This is a genomic window from Erwinia psidii (genome assembly GCF_003846135.1).
GTDB lineage: Bacteria > Pseudomonadota > Gammaproteobacteria > Enterobacterales > Enterobacteriaceae > Erwinia > Erwinia psidii.
In genome coordinates, this window is the sequence record NZ_RHHM01000008.1 from 210462 (window position 1) to 224528 (window position 14067).

12 protein-coding genes are annotated in these 14067 nt (G+C 51.8%); 5 read left to right on the forward strand and 7 right to left on the reverse strand.

The genetic code is table 11. The features are described 5' to 3' along the window. Nucleotides 1-494: 494 nt before the first annotated feature. A complete protein-coding gene (locus EB241_RS12140; RefSeq protein WP_124233426.1) occupies nt 495-1523 on the forward strand; it encodes a methyltransferase in 1029 nt (342 codons plus the stop codon). A 121-nt stretch (nt 1524-1644) separates the two neighbouring features. Here the strand turns inward: EB241_RS12140 and EB241_RS12145 are convergent, their stop codons facing one another. The 3 genes from EB241_RS12145 to EB241_RS12155 form a co-directional block, all read right to left on the reverse strand. Then, a complete protein-coding gene (locus EB241_RS12145; RefSeq protein ID WP_124233427.1) occupies nt 1645-2145 on the reverse strand; it encodes a M48 metallopeptidase family protein in 501 nt (166 codons plus the stop codon). Between the two features lie 776 nt (nt 2146-2921). Then, nucleotides 2922-3542, reverse strand: coding sequence for an AvrPphF family type III effector (locus tag EB241_RS12150; protein WP_124233428.1), 621 nt, complete (start codon nt 3540-3542; stop codon nt 2922-2924). A 12-nt stretch (nt 3543-3554) separates the two neighbouring features. Then, entirely contained in the window at nt 3555-3950 is a 396-nt protein-coding gene (locus EB241_RS12155; protein ID WP_124233429.1) for a CesT family type III secretion system chaperone, read from the reverse strand. Between the two features lie 541 nt (nt 3951-4491). On the opposite strand from EB241_RS12155, the gene rlmG reads away from it, so the two are divergent. Further along, the gene (rlmG, locus tag EB241_RS12160; RefSeq protein ID WP_124233430.1) at nt 4492-5625 is read left to right on the forward strand and encodes a 23S rRNA (guanine(1835)-N(2))-methyltransferase RlmG; all 1134 of its coding nucleotides are present in this window, start codon (nt 4492-4494) and stop codon (nt 5623-5625) included. Between the two features lies 1 nt (nt 5626). Here the strand turns inward: rlmG and EB241_RS12165 are convergent, their stop codons facing one another. After that, nucleotides 5627-6340: a polyphenol oxidase family protein gene (locus tag EB241_RS12165; protein ID WP_124233431.1), complete on the reverse strand. Its 714-nt coding sequence runs from the start codon at nt 6338-6340 to the stop codon at nt 5627-5629. A 126-nt stretch (nt 6341-6466) separates the two neighbouring features. Here EB241_RS12165 and EB241_RS12170 point away from each other — a divergent pair, with 126 nt between their 5' ends. Beyond that, nucleotides 6467-7273 (forward strand): 5'-nucleotidase, lipoprotein e(P4) family, encoded by an 807-nt coding sequence (locus tag EB241_RS12170; protein ID WP_124233432.1) that lies wholly within the window; start codon nt 6467-6469, stop codon nt 7271-7273. A 66-nt stretch (nt 7274-7339) separates the two neighbouring features. Here the strand turns inward: EB241_RS12170 and EB241_RS12175 are convergent, their stop codons facing one another. After that, nucleotides 7340-9358, reverse strand: coding sequence for an NADPH-dependent 2,4-dienoyl-CoA reductase (locus tag EB241_RS12175; protein WP_124233433.1), 2019 nt, complete (start codon nt 9356-9358; stop codon nt 7340-7342). Nucleotides 9359-9547: 189 nt separating this feature from the next. Then, complete coding sequence (locus tag EB241_RS12180) at nt 9548-10366, reverse strand: TIM barrel protein (protein ID WP_124233434.1); 819 nt, start codon at nt 10364-10366, stop codon at nt 9548-9550. Between the two features lie 344 nt (nt 10367-10710). Here EB241_RS12180 and EB241_RS12185 point away from each other — a divergent pair, with 344 nt between their 5' ends. Together EB241_RS12185 and iolB are read left to right on the forward strand one after the other, a co-directional pair. Further along, the gene (locus EB241_RS12185; protein ID WP_124233435.1) at nt 10711-12216 is read left to right on the forward strand and encodes a CoA-acylating methylmalonate-semialdehyde dehydrogenase; all 1506 of its coding nucleotides are present in this window, start codon (nt 10711-10713) and stop codon (nt 12214-12216) included. A 17-nt stretch (nt 12217-12233) separates the two neighbouring features. Beyond that, nucleotides 12234-13043 carry a 5-deoxy-glucuronate isomerase gene (iolB, locus tag EB241_RS12190; RefSeq protein ID WP_124233436.1) on the forward strand — a complete coding sequence of 270 codons (810 nt, stop codon included), beginning with the start codon at nt 12234-12236 and terminating at the stop codon, nt 13041-13043. 90 nt (nt 13044-13133) lie between these two features. Here iolB and EB241_RS12195 read toward each other — a convergent pair whose 3' ends face one another. Then, nucleotides 13134-13988: a MurR/RpiR family transcriptional regulator gene (locus tag EB241_RS12195; RefSeq protein WP_124233437.1), complete on the reverse strand. Its 855-nt coding sequence runs from the start codon at nt 13986-13988 to the stop codon at nt 13134-13136. Between the last annotated feature and the right edge of the window lie 79 nt (nt 13989-14067).

Genomic DNA, 14067 nt, shown 5'->3' on the forward strand with positions numbered 1-14067 from the left:
GATTAATGAAGCAATCATCACTTGTTACCCAGTGATCTACTATTCGGAACCGCTATTTAGCGGTGGCGTGGTTATCTCACCCGCCGTTGCGTTGTATCGTCCTGAATTCTGTGGTGACAGTGATAAAGGCTGCTATTTATTAATGCTGATATATTCATCGTTTATTAGTCAGTATAGCGTGATTATCACGGTGGTTAATTCTGAAAAAATTATATTATTCCTGAAAGCGTTATCACGACGGAATTCATCGGTTAACAATGCACTGTAGAAGAGAGGCATCTCTTTATCACGCAGTATTGTTTTTCTGAATGTATTATTTTTCTGGCAAAAGCCGAATGCCTACCAAAAAATACTCTGGATGATGCCATGGCGCATAATAAAGTTATTAAATATTATCTGAAAATAAACATCTCCTCTTATTTTGTTTTTGGTCAAAGAATGACAGGTGATTTTTTAAGTAATGTTTTATTTTTCTTATTTATTGCGAGGTAAAAATGGATCGTCTCAAATATCCTGAGTGTAATGATGAACTCATTATGGAACTGTGGCTTTCGCAGTATCATATGCCGATGTTGATTGCCGCGTTAGAGTTGGATTTTTTTGAAATTTTAAATGGAAGCCCTTCTGATATTGAAAAGCTTTCTCTTGCCCTGAACCTTGATATTACAGCCACCCAGGCGATGACAACTGTGTTTTGCGGTTTGAAACTGATAGAAATCATTGACGGTAAGTTTACGCTTACTGATATCAGTCGTGTATATCTGCTCAAACAAAGTGTTTACTACTGGGGGGACATGATCGCACTTTTCAAAGAAACGCCTCCTACTTTTCAACATGTCCTTGAGGCACTGAAAGGGAGTAACGGTGAGCAGACAAAGAACGTTGAAATGGTCACGGATAATTGGGAAGATTCGTCTTTAATGAGTAAAGAATGGGTAGTTAAGTTTACCAAAGCTATGCACAGTCATTCATTAATGGGCGCGGTAATGCTGGCGAAGAAAATGGCATTATTAACAGGCAGCAGGTTTCTGGATGTTGGTGGTGGCTCTGGATGTTTTTCCATTGCGCTGGCCCAGCAGAATCCCTCAGTGAAATTTACCATTGCCGATTTGCCGCTCGTTTGTGAAACAGCGAAAGAGTATGTGAAGAAATATGGTCTGACGGCGCAAGTTGACACGCTCAATATCGATATGTTTAAAAGTCCTCTGCCGAAGGGATACGACACCGTTTTTCTGTCAAATATACTTCATGACTGGAATGAAGCGCAAAGAAATGAACTGCTGTCAAAAATTAAACAAAGCCTGGGCAGGGGTAAAAAAATTATGATTTATGAAGCCCTTATCAATAATGACTATTCCGGTCCGTTGGCTGCCGGGCTGCTCACCACCAAAATGATGATCTGGACGAAAGGAAAACAGTTTACCGGCACGGAGTTAACCAAAATGCTTGAGGGCAACGGATTCAGTGATGTTTCAATTCAACCTGTTCACTCATGCTATTTTTTAATTACGGCAAGTTCATAACTGCCTTCAAAGTATACCTCTTCAGCTCACCGGTGTGGCAAGGACTCGCTGAAGCCGGCCTGTTTATATCAGCGTTGCCGCTACCCCAAGGACGGGGTACAGGCGTTTTGCGTTACCGTGGTTACTGCTGCGTTTGCTGGTCCCGCCAGGTCAACCAGAGGCGGGTATCGAATTCCAGTTGATGGTACTGAGGTTCAATATGACAGCAGAGCTGATAAAATGCCTTACTGTGATCCTTCTCTTTAATATGCGCCAGTTCATGCACCACAATCATTCGTAAAAATGCCTCAGGTGCCTGCCTGAAGATGGTTGCCACCCGGATCTCTGCCTTGGCTTTCAGTTTGCTGCCCTGAACACGCGAAATGGCAGTATGCAGCCCCAGAGCATGTTTCATTACCTTGATTTTACTGTCATAAAAGACTTTGTTCAGCGGTGGGGCATTACGCAGGGACTGATTTTTCATCTCCAGCGCGTAATCATACAGCGCTTTATCGCTGGTGATGTTATGGCTGTTCGGATAGCGCGTTTGCAGTACCTCGCCCAGCCGCTGTTCGGCAATCAGTTTGTGCACCTGTGCCTGCAACGAAGCGGGATAGCCCTGCAGATAAATAAGCGACGACATGCTGCCTCCTGACAAAAAGAGAGATCGCGGCCCGGCATAGGTACCTGGCTGCCGCAAAGTCTATCATGGCAGCCTGCCGGGGTTAATCTTCGCTACGCTCGCGAAGCCGATGGTATTATTTTTTCGCTAATCCGCTGTCGTGTTCAGCCAGTGCCGGATCAGGCTGTTGTGGCTGCATGGATTGCCTTTGCGTGCGCGAGGGATATCTGCCGCACGCATCTACCGGCGGTTTGCATGCCCCGCCTCATATCATGTCCGGCATTGGGCTTAATCCCGACGATGACGTACCAACAGCATGACGCGGATAGGGCTACCATGCGAACGGCGCTGGCTTGAAGGCAAGCTATTTATCCGGGAGTGATGGACAACAGACCATGGCGCTAAAATCTGAAGGCCACCGCAGGGTATGGTGAGTTAATAATGCCAGGATGCAGACCGCTGCGGTTTTTGTGCCGAAATGGAGAATCCGGGTTTACGGTAAAGCAGCCGCTCCGTGTTCGGGCATAACGGCAGCGGCGCTTTTTATCACGTTATTTCTTTTTGCAACCGCCTGTAAACCGATGGCTGATATCCTGACCAATGCGCGCAGCATCAGCCTCGGGGACAGAAATCAAAGACTTTCGGCAAGGGCGACCGCGTGACTGTTTTCAGCTGTTCAGGGATGCTCCTGAAAAGCACAGTAACATTCAGCACTGAAGTGAAGGAAACGGAATAATCATCCCTCGCCATACATCGTTCTGAACATCAAAGATATTCCAGGCGGGTGTGCCCGGCGATCAGTCGTCAAGCGGCTCTGCAGGTACTTTTTGCCCTTTCGGTAAGGTCACAATCAGCGCATGGGCTGAATCTTCGTCAGTGCCAACGGCTGAAACGTCAGTGTAAACCTTGCCGCCCTTTTCAAGAAAATCGCCCAGGCGCATTTTGACCGCCACATGATTGCCTCCGGCATAGGCGCTTACCGCATGTTCCGCTGCGGGACCTACCATCACATTGAGCGACGGATCTTTTAATTCTGATGCGCGTATTTGCTGTGGTTGATAGGAGGCAGCTTCATGAGGGGAAATACCGTAATACTGGGCCTGTGGGTTGAACCTGATCTTCTCGTGCAACGCGATACGGGCGACCGACTTAGGATTACCAGCCAGCTGTCCCCCTTTCAGAAAACGCCTGTCAGTTGTCCTGTAGAGCGGGGTTTCTGAATGCAGGCCTAAACTCTGCATCGGATCATGGTTATACAGAAAATTTGCCCGCGCCTCGTTGGAGAGCTGATAAACGGACGTGATATGCTGACCACCCGCAGTATAAGCCGGTGACGACGCGCCAGAACTGCGTGCCGGGCTGGCCGCCGGACTGTAAACATGATGTGAACCAGAAGACGTACCACAAACATTACCCATATTACAAATACCTCACGTTAAGTTAAATTTTTTTCGTATTTCAGTTGCCACATTCAGGATATTTTCGAAAATGCCTCTCATTTCAATATTATTGACTTCTACCAGCGGAACCCGTGTATGTAGCTGCGTCATTTTTTGACTGTTTATGCCGAGCGAGAAAAAGGGCTTTTTGAAGCTGAAACTATTGAGGAAGAGCATCTCTGTCATTATTTTTTCATCAAGTTCAATGGCTTGTCCTGTCTCCGCCAGGAAGTATACCCAGCGGTTATTATCCTGATATATTTTGATTGAAATACCATTCCCGAATTCAAAACAATAAATCTCATCCTCATGATTTTTATCGGGGAAAGCGGGAATACCATATTCTTTTACTAATCCATCAATAAGCAGATCGAATGAATTCTTCATGATTTACCTTGCGTGATTTAATTACGTTAGGTGGTGATTTATCTATATCCGGTTCCATTTACGTATGGAAACAATATTTTGTTCTTTGTTTCATCCTTTTACGTCCTTGCAGGGAAATAAAATAGGGTGGCCATGCCATCTCAATAGTGATGAAATCTGAACTGGTTAGCATTTTCCACCATAAAAACTCAGGCAGGTAGTGCAATTATCTGTTTCAGAGTGGCAGCCGCAACACAGGAGGTCGCAGCGACGCAGTTTTAGCCGTTGGATTATCGGCACAGGTGCGCATTTACCGGCAACGGGCGTTACAAGCGGTGGGCCTGGCCGACGCGTTTTGCATGGTGATGATTCCCCTGGCGAACCGCGTTTGCGGTCTGACAGAGGCACGCACAGGCCGGGGATTAAGGATTTATTATGGGGTGTCGCTGTACCTGCCGCCTATCCTGTTCAGCCAGTGCCTGACCGGACCAGAAAAGAAAAACGTTTACTGTGAAGCCATTTTAGGGGATAAATCGCGGAAATTTTTCCACCGGGTGATCCCATGAGCCAATTCGAACTGAGCCACCGCACGCTGACATTGCACCGTTTCCCCCGAACGCGCGAGGAGAGTCCGCTTCAGGCATGGGATGCCGCCGATGAGTATCTGTTGCAGCATATCGCAGAAAAACCGGCAAATGGCCCGACATTCATTTTCAATGACAGTTTTGGGGCGCTGGCCTGTGCACTGGCGGGTGAGGAGTGCTACAGCATCAGTGACTCCTGGATGAGCCAGTTGGCCACGCGTTACAATCTGGCGCTTAACGGCATGGAAGAAGATGATGTGCATTTTCCTGACAGCCTGGATCCGCTGCCGGTTAAACCCGCCCGCGTACTGATAAAAATTCCAAAAACGTTGGCACTGCTTGAGCAGCAGTTGCGGGCGTTACGGCATGTTGTTGCCCCTGATACGCAGATCGTTGCGGCGGGTAAGGCAAAGGATATCCACACCTCGACGCTGCAATTGTTCGGGCGTGTGTTGGGGGCAACCACCACCTCACTGGCAGTGAAGAAAGCCCGTCTGATTTTTACCACGGCGGATCTGCCTGCATTGCCGGATGCACCGGATACCTGTTCGTGGCTGCTGGAAGGCACCCAGTACCGTATTCACAATCATGCCAACGTGTTTTCCCGCGGCGGGTTGGATGTGGGCGCGCGTTTTTTCATGGCGCATCTTCCCGACAGCCTTGAGGGTGAGATCGTCGATCTTGGTTGTGGTAATGGGGTAATTGGCCTGATGGCACTGCAACAGAATCCGTCTGCGGTGGTGCATTTTGTCGATGAATCCCGTATGGCCGTCGCCTCCAGCCGAATGAATGTGGCGATGAACCGCCCGGACGATTTGGCTCGCTGTCACTTTACGTTAAACAATGCGCTGGCGGGATTTGATGCTGACAGCGTGCAGGCAGTGCTGTGTAATCCGCCTTTCCATCAGCAGAACACCCTGACCGACAATATCGCCTGGCAAATGTTTTGTGATGCGCGCCGCTGCCTGCAGTACGGTGGTGAACTGCGCATTGTTGGCAATCGTCACCTCGACTACTACCACAAAATGAAAAAGCTGTTTGGCAACTGCACCACCGTGGCCACCAACCAGAAATTCGTTATTCTTCGCTCGGTTAAAGTACGCCGATCGTAATTTATCGCCGTTTTATCCATGAAAATCGCTGCTGATAGCCACAGTGCATATGGCTGTTGCGGCGATAGCTTGCCTGTTCTTCCGCCATACAGTAGGTGCAAATGTCGCTCAGTTCGATTTGTGCTGCGGTTATGCCTTCCCTCAGCGCCATGCGCTTTGCCAACAGTGGCAAATCAAACCACACCCCGTGGGTGGTGGCTATCGCCTGAGGACGCAGAGCCAGTGGATTGTTTCTTTGCTGTGTTGACACGGCAATCAGGGGATACAGGCTGTGGGGGTTCTGCTGCTTAATGGCCGCGATCTTTTCCGCGCTCAACTCATAACAACAGGGGCCGATCGCCGGGCCAATAGCGACCGTGATGCTGTCTGATGTGGCTCCCGACTGATACAGGTGGCGTAAGGTGTTAATCAGTACCCCGGCAAGTGCACCGTGCAGCCCGGCATGGACCGCAGCCACTCGCTTCTGGCGGTGGTCAGCAATCAGGATCGGCAGACAGTCGGCGGTATACACCGCAAGCGGACGGGTTCCTGTGGCGATCAGCGCATCCGCCTCACGGCTTTTAACCGGTAATGCTTCCCTGTCCAGCACCACATTCGCCGTATGGCGCTGGAGATTATAAATGCTCTCTGCGGGCGGGCGTTGCCCGGCAGGCAGGAAAGCGTGATCGAGCCAGTCAATTGACGAGAGCAGGGCAGAGCGATAAATATCAGGCACCACGTAATCCTTTTTAACAATCTGATAAGCAACAAGAGCTTCACATTATCGTTAAGATACTGCATTTTTAAGGCAACAATCTGAACCCCCTTTCTGTTAATCCCTGAATGGAGTTGTACCCCGAAGATGAAAACAACAACCCTGTTAAGCACCGGTGTTCTGATGGCACTGGCACTCTCTGGCTGCGTGGCGAAAAAGCCTGATGCCAATGCGGAGCTTAATCAGCAGTCGGTGATGGGGCTGAACTGGTTCCAGCAGTCGGGAGAATATCAGGCGCTGGCTTATCAGGCTTTTAACTTCGCGACGCTTGCCTACGATCGTGCCCCCGCGCTGACCGGTAAGCCGAAAGCGGTGATTGTCGATCTTGATGAAACCATGATCGATAACAGTGCCTACTCCGCATGGCAGGTGAAAAGCGGCCAGCCGTTCGCTGATAAAAGCTGGTCCGCCTGGACTCAGGCACGTCAGGCGGCGGCTGTACCGGGCGCGGTGGAGTTTGCCCGCTATGTTAACAGCCATGCCGGCACCGTTTTTTATGTCTCCAACCGTGACAACAAAGACGCTGCTGCCACGGCGGATAACCTCAAACGTCTGGGCTTTACCGGCGTCAACCAGAAAACGCTACGCCTGAAAACCGACAGTTCCAATAAACAGGCGCGTTTTGATGCCATCAGGGCGGAAGGATACGATGTGGTACTGTATATCGGTGATAACCTGAACGACTATGGTGCGGCCACCTGGCATCAGGGCAATGCCCAGCGGCGTGCCTTTGTTAACCAGAACCATCAGTTGTTTGGCACCCGCTTTATTATTCTGCCAAATCCGCTGTATGGCGACTGGGAAAGTGGTCTGGGCGAAGGCTATAACAAGCTGACGCCGGAGCAAAAGCTGAAAACCCGTGAGGCGAATCTGAAGGCCTGGAACGGCAAATAGCATCGTGCTGAATGAGCTGATGGACCCGTGCAACGCCGCGAGGCGTCGCGTTGCACGTCTCGTGGTTTATATCATCAATGCTAACCGTGTCCCCTGTGCTATCGCCCGTCGGGCGTCCAGCTCCTCAGCGATATCCGCGCCGCCGATAATGTGTACATGTTTTCCGCATTGCGCTAACTCAGCTGCCAGCTGCCGTTCAGGTTCCTGCCCGGCACAAATAACCACGTTGTCTACCGCCAGCACCAGCGGTTTCCCCTGGTGACGGATGTGCAGACCCCGGTCATCAATCTGTACATACTCAACGCTGCCCCACAGATTGACCTGACGCATTTGCAGGCTGGCCCGGTGGATCCAACCGGTGGTTTTGCCCAGACCCGCACCCGGCTTACCCGGCTTACCCGGCTTGCGCTGTAGCAGCCAGATTTGCCGCTTCGCGATGGGGTGCACCGGTGCGGTCAGTCCACCCGGCTGCTGCAATGTGCGGTCAATGCCCCATTCCTGACAAAATGCAGCAATATTCAGGCTGGCTGACTCGCCGTGCTGACTGAGGTACTCCGCCGTATCAAAACCAATGCCGCCAGCGCCAATTACGGCCACTCGCTGACCGACCGGCTTTTTATCGCGTAACACCTCCAGGTAAGTGAGCACCCTGGGATGGTCGATGCCGGCGATATGCGGTATGCGCGCCCTCACGCCGGTGGCCAGGATAATCTCATCGAAGCAGGTCAGGTCAGCCGCCACAACGCGGTGATTCAGGCGCTGGATCACCCGGTTGATGTCCAGCTGTCTGCGATAGTAGCGAAGTGTTTCACTGAACTCCTCTTTGCCGGGGATTTGCCGGGCGAGGTTAAACTGACCGCCAATATCGGCGGCCTGATCAAACAGGGTCACCTGATGGCCTCGCGCGGCGGCGTTGATGGCAAACGCCAGTCCGGCCGGTCCGGCACCTACCACCGCCAGTTTTTTCGGCCTGAGAGCCGGTGTTTGCGCCAGCTCGGTTTCGTGGCAGGCGCGAGGATTCACCAGGCAGGAAGTGATCCTGCCTGCAAAAATTTGATCAAGGCAGGCCTGGTTACAGCCGATGCAGGTATTGATCTCATCGCTGCGTCCCGTCTGTGCTTTCAGCACAAACGCAGGGTCAGCCAGAAAAGGCCGCGCCATGGAAATCATATCGGCACAGCCTTCATCGAGCAGCGCCTGGGCAATATCCGGGTGGTTAATACGGTTAGTGGTGATTAACGGTATGCTGAGATGCTGGCGGAGGTGTTTGGTCACCCAGCCGAAAGCGCCACGTGGCACGGAGGTGGCAATGGTGGGAATGCGTGCCTCGTGCCAGCCAATGCCGGTATTTATCAGCGTTGCGCCGGCCTGTTCGATGGCCTGTGCCAGCCGCACCGTCTGCGACAGGTTATTGCCCTGTTCAACCAGATCGAGCATCGACAGACGAAAGATAATAATAAACGCCTGCCCAACCGCGTTGCGTATCGCACGGACAATCTCCAGTGCAAAGCGCATCCTGCCTGCCTCACTTCCTCCCCACCGATCGGTACGCTGGTTGGTTCGCGCTGCCAGAAACTGATTAATTAAATAGCCTTCTGAACCCATGATTTCCACACCGTCATACCCTGCTGCCTTTGCCAGGCTGGCGCAGTGGGCGAAGTCAGCAATCAGCCTAAGAATATCATCATGGTGCAGTTCCCGTGGCCGGTATGGATTGATGGGCGCCTGTAATGGTGAAGGGGCCACCAGCGTTGGTTGATAACTGTAGCGTCCCGCATGAAGGATTTGCAGGGCGATTTTGCCTCCTGCCTGATGCACTGCCTCCGTAATGGTGCGGTGATGCAGTAACTGCTCTGCCTGGTTCAGCACCGATGCGCCCGCCATCACTACGCCTTCCGGCGACGGTGAAATGCCGCCGGTCACGATCAGCGCAACGCCCGCTGCGGCACGCTCAGCATAAAATGCCGCGAGGCGCTGTGAACCATCGGGGTGCTCTTCCAGACCGGTGTGCATCGATCCCATCAGTACGCGGTTTTTCAGTCGGGTAAAGCCCAGATCCAGAGAAGAAAACAGAGAAGTACTCATAGCAGCCCGCGGGACAGTGGTCGGATGAGCTTACTGTAGCGATGAAGGCGATTTTCACCAGGCAGTCAGTGTGGTTGTGTGATTAACCGCTGATTATTGCTACCTCCCGGCGTTGAATAAACCACCCCCAGTCTTATCTGAGAGGGCATTGATGATGAGGATAGGTGGCGTACTGAGCGGCGATTCATTTCAGCAGCTTTGTTGGATAAGCCTTATGCTGTTTTGGATCTCATCACGAATTCTGGCTTCATCCCAGTCTGCCAGCTCTGGTGCAAAGGGTTCAAATGCATAGATCCCCTTGTAACCTCTGGATTCAAGATGTTTTACCTGCTGGCAGGTAAACAGGCGATCGGCTGGCGTTAACATGATACGTTCGTCGTCAGTGAGCTTTTCGCGTGCCCGCGCATCTTCAACGCCGGAAAGATGTACCAGACCGATATTGGCTATATCAACCTGAGGAAACTCAGCATCGGCTTCAGGGTAGAGATGGTGGTGAAAGGTATCGATAAGCAATTTAAATGGGACACCGGCATCGCGGATAAGGTGCTGGGCCTGTGCGGCAGAGCGCAGCGAACTTTGTGGAAAACCCAGCGGCTCCACAAGACCAGATATGCCACAGGCGGCGAACAGGGGGGCCAAATCACGCAGCGCGTCGATTGTCTCCTCCTGGGATACGGGCGAACCGTCATTCAGGGGACACATCACCAGTGCGCTGGCGCCAACGTCTTTTGCCTCGCGCAGCAGTTGCTCTGTCAATGTGCGGACCTCTTCGCTGTGCCTGTTGAAAGGATAAACAGCGTTAATCGTCACAATATCAATCTGATAGCGTTGTGCCAGCGCACGAACCTGCTGATGACTGAGGTTATCGGTGACGCTACCGCCCGGTAAATCGTTACGAAGCTCAACCCTGTGCAGTCCTGTACTGCTTACCAGTTTGAAGAACGCTTCAATACTGAGTGAAGGAGCAATCTTTCTGTTAACACAAAAACGTTCCGCTGCAATGGTCATTCAACTCTCCTGAACGGGGAATGACAGGGTAGTCCTGTCGTGCTTTTGAGAATTTTAATTTCATTTTATAGTTAAATGAAAATAAATTTCTTTGATGGCTCTCGCAAAACAGTACTTCCTGAAAGATGATTTCGAGAGAAGGGTGATAAGTTAATCAACTGTTTTGATGGTTTCTCTCGCTGAATGAGTGGACGCTTAGAGCGGAAAAATGCGACAGGTCTCACCAGGTTAGATTTTCATTTCATTATTTATTGAAATAAATTTTTCATTTAACTACCGTATGGTATTACACAGATACCAATATAGTCGGGTGTTGACCCCTTCTTTCTATATGAGGCAAAAGCATGAATACCACGGGCAATTTTATTGGCGGAAAAATCCATATCAGTAGCAGTAATGAGACAGTACCGGTATACGATCCGGCGACCGGCAAGGCCATCAGCGTGCTGACACAATCGACCTCGCAGGAAGTTTCTGACGCTATTCAGGTGGCCTCGGGGGCATTTGACGCCTGGTCGCGGACCACGCCACTACGCCGTGCGCGCGTACTGTTCAACTTTAAAATGTTACTTGAGCAGCACGTGGATGAACTGGCCGAAATTATTGTCAGCGAACATGGCAAAGTCTGGACGGATGCCATAGGTGAATTAACACGCGGTATGGAAGTGGTGGAGTTTGCCTGTGGTATTCCACATCTGATTAAAGGGGAGTTTTCCTCTGATGTTGGCACCGGTGTCGACAGTTACTCTGTGATGCAGCCGTTGGGCGTGGTGGCAGGGATTACACCATTCAATTTTCCGGCGATGGTACCTATGTGGATGTTTCCGGTGGCGCTTGCCTGTGGCAACACCTTTGTGCTTAAGCCACTTGCCTTCGCGCCGGGCGCATCGGTGCGCCTGGCAGAACTGCTGAAAGAGGCCGGGCTGCCGGACGGTGTCTTCAACGTTGTCCACTGTAGTAACGATGATGCTGAACAACTCTACACCGACCCCCGTATTGCGGCGGTGAGCTTCGTTGGCTCGTCAGGCGTGGCGGAGCATATTTATAAAAAGGCCAGCGCCTACGGCAAGCGGGTTCAGGCGTTTGGCGCGGCAAAAAATCACGCGATTGTGATGCCGGACGCCGACCTTGATGCTACGGTTAATGCCATCATGGGCGGTGCATTTGGATCGGCGGGTGAACGCTGTATGGCACTCCCGGTCGTTGTCGCGGTAGGAGATGAGACCGCCGATAAGCTGATTGCGCGACTGAAACCGCTGGTGGAGGCATTGAAAGTTGGGCCGGGCTGCTTACGCGGCAATGAAGAAAATGAAATGGGGCCGGTGGTTTCTGAAACGCACCAGAAAAAGGTGCTCAGTTACATTGATAAAGGCGTAGACGAAGGCGCGAAGCTTGTGGTCGATGGACGCAAATTTCGCCCGGCGGGCTTCGAAGCAGGTTACTACGTAGGCGGTACGCTGTTTGACCATGTCACCCCGGATATGACCATCTGGCGCGAAGAGATTTTCGGACCGGTGCTGGGGATTATGCGTGTCGCGGACTATGACAGCGCGCTGAAACTGGTTAACAGCCATGAGTTTGGTAACGGTAGCGCGGTATTCACCAGCAATGGCCACACCGCGCGGGAGTTTGTTCATGATGTGCAGGCCGGTATGGTGGGTGTTAACGTTCCCGTACCGGTGCCGATGGCATTTCACAGTTTTGGTGGCTGGAAACGTTCTGTCTTTGGCGCACTGAATGTACACGGGCCTGACGGTGTTCGCTTCTACACCCGGATGAAAACCGCCACCGTTCGCTGGCCACAGGGACAACATACCGTCTCTGAGTTCAGTATGCCGACATTGGGCTAACCACTAAGGAGGTCATTGTGTCACTGCTCTCCAGAAGCAAAAAAGAAGGACATATTCAATCCGTGACGCCGGAAAGTGCCGGCTGGCGTTACATCGGCTTCGATGTATGGACGTTAAAAAAGGGGGAAAAGATATCGCTTGAATGTGGCGACAGAGAGCTTTGTCTGGTGCTGGTCGCCGGGCTGGCATCGGTCAAAACGGATAAAGGTGATTTTCCCCATTTGGGGCAGCGTATGTCTCCCTTCGAGCGAACGCCGCCCTGGTCAGTCTATGTCCCGCCACACGATCGGGTTGAAGTGATCGCTGATTCTGAGCTGGAGCTGGCGGTGTGTAGTGCACCGGCGCAGGGGACCTTGCCCGCCAGAGCGATCCCTCCGCAGGAGGTGGGCGTTGAACATCGTGGCAAAGGGCGTAATCAGCGCCTGGTGCATAACATTCTGCCGGACAGCGCTGCGGCAGACTGTTTGCTGGTGGTTGAAGTGTATACCGATGAAGGGGCAACCAGCTCATGGCCTTCTCATAAACATGATACGCCGCTGCCGGGTAAAGAAACGCAGCTTGAGGAGACCTACTACCATCGTTTTGACCCTCCTCAGGGATTTGCCTTTCAGCGGGTTTACACTGACGATCGCAGCCTTGATGTCAGCATGGCCCCCACTGACCGGGATGTGGTGATGGTGCCAAGGGGATATCATCCGGTAGCAACCGTGGCGGGTTACGACAGTTATTACCTGAATGTGATGGCCGGACCAGAACGTAAGTGGCTGTTCAGCTGGGAAGCGGATCACGCGTGGATAAACAGTGACCGCTATCCACGGCGAGACTGATCGGCTGGTTGATGGTCGTACCGCGTTAATTAATCCCGTATCTTCTGCGATACGGGATTTTTATAAGGCGTGTGGCACAGGCCATAAGGATCACGCCTGAGCGCTTTGTGATTCCTCAGAACGATTCAGGGCCAGAGAGACGGCCAGCGTCTGGGTAAGGCAAAGCGAAGCAACCTGAGAACGAAAGCCATCGACCTGTGCTTCACGCACCACAAAACAGACGTCGCTGAACGCGGCCAGTGGACTGACCTGGCTGTCACTGATGGCAATCAGGCGAGCCTTACGCTGGGCACCCAGCTCCACCAGCTCCACCACCTCCCGCGAGTAGGGAGAAAAGCTAATTGCCACCACGACATCTTTCGGCCCCACCATACTGAGCTGTTCGGTAAACATGCCGCCAAGACCATCAATCAAAAACGCCTTACGATCCAGATGGCGCAGCGCGTAGGTCAGATAAGATGCCACGCTGAAAGAGCGACGCAGGCCAATAACATAAATATTATCAGCGCCTGCCAGCAGGGAAACGGCCTTTTCCAGCTCGTCAGAGGCTGTCTGCAACGCCAGTTGTTGCAGCGCCTGAGTATTCACCATGGTAAACATGTTGAGGATCTCAGTGGGGGTTTCCGGCGTGGATGATTCTTCACTGGACGTCTGGCGAAAGAGGCGTGCCCGCTCGGTATAATTGGCGGTTTCCTCCATCAGGTGCTGTTTGAACATTTGTTTCATTTCGTTGAAACCGCTGAAGCCGAAGGCATTGGCAAAACGAATCAACGTGGAAGGGGGAACATCAGCCTGTTGAGCAATAGACGCCAGCGTATCGAAAGCCACGCTGTTACTGTTATCCAGAATATAGCGTGCTACCTGTTTCAGACGCTTGCTCAGGGTATCGTAGCGCTGCCTGATTTGCTCCTGAAGTATGGTGAGTTGGGTATGATTATTTGCCATGTGTTGTGCTCTGAAATTAAAAGAAGAACGTGCTCAGTGTACCAAATGGAGTGAATTTTTCATTTTATGCTGCGAAATA

What these genes read in the sequence shown, in the direction of transcription:
- EB241_RS12175 (WP_124233433.1), bottom strand. Translation starts at nt 9,358, where the DNA reads ATGAGTACTTCTCTGTTTTCTTCTCTGGATCTGGGCTTTACCCGACTG.
- rlmG (WP_124233430.1), top strand. Translation starts at nt 4,492, where the DNA reads ATGAGCCAATTCGAACTGAGCCACCGCACGCTGACATTGCACCGTTTC.
- EB241_RS12180 (WP_124233434.1), bottom strand. Translation starts at nt 10,366, where the DNA reads ATGACCATTGCAGCGGAACGTTTTTGTGTTAACAGAAAGATTGCTCCT.
- EB241_RS12140 (WP_124233426.1), top strand. Translation starts at nt 495, where the DNA reads ATGGATCGTCTCAAATATCCTGAGTGTAATGATGAACTCATTATGGAA.
- EB241_RS12145 (WP_124233427.1), bottom strand. Translation starts at nt 2,145, where the DNA reads ATGTCGTCGCTTATTTATCTGCAGGGCTATCCCGCTTCGTTGCAGGCA.
- EB241_RS12185 (WP_124233435.1), top strand. Translation starts at nt 10,711, where the DNA reads ATGAATACCACGGGCAATTTTATTGGCGGAAAAATCCATATCAGTAGC.
- EB241_RS12195 (WP_124233437.1), bottom strand. Translation starts at nt 13,988, where the DNA reads ATGGCAAATAATCATACCCAACTCACCATACTTCAGGAGCAAATCAGG.
- EB241_RS12155 (WP_124233429.1), bottom strand. Translation starts at nt 3,950, where the DNA reads ATGAAGAATTCATTCGATCTGCTTATTGATGGATTAGTAAAAGAATAT.
- EB241_RS12150 (WP_124233428.1), bottom strand. Translation starts at nt 3,542, where the DNA reads ATGGGTAATGTTTGTGGTACGTCTTCTGGTTCACATCATGTTTACAGT.
- EB241_RS12170 (WP_124233432.1), top strand. Translation starts at nt 6,467, where the DNA reads ATGAAAACAACAACCCTGTTAAGCACCGGTGTTCTGATGGCACTGGCA.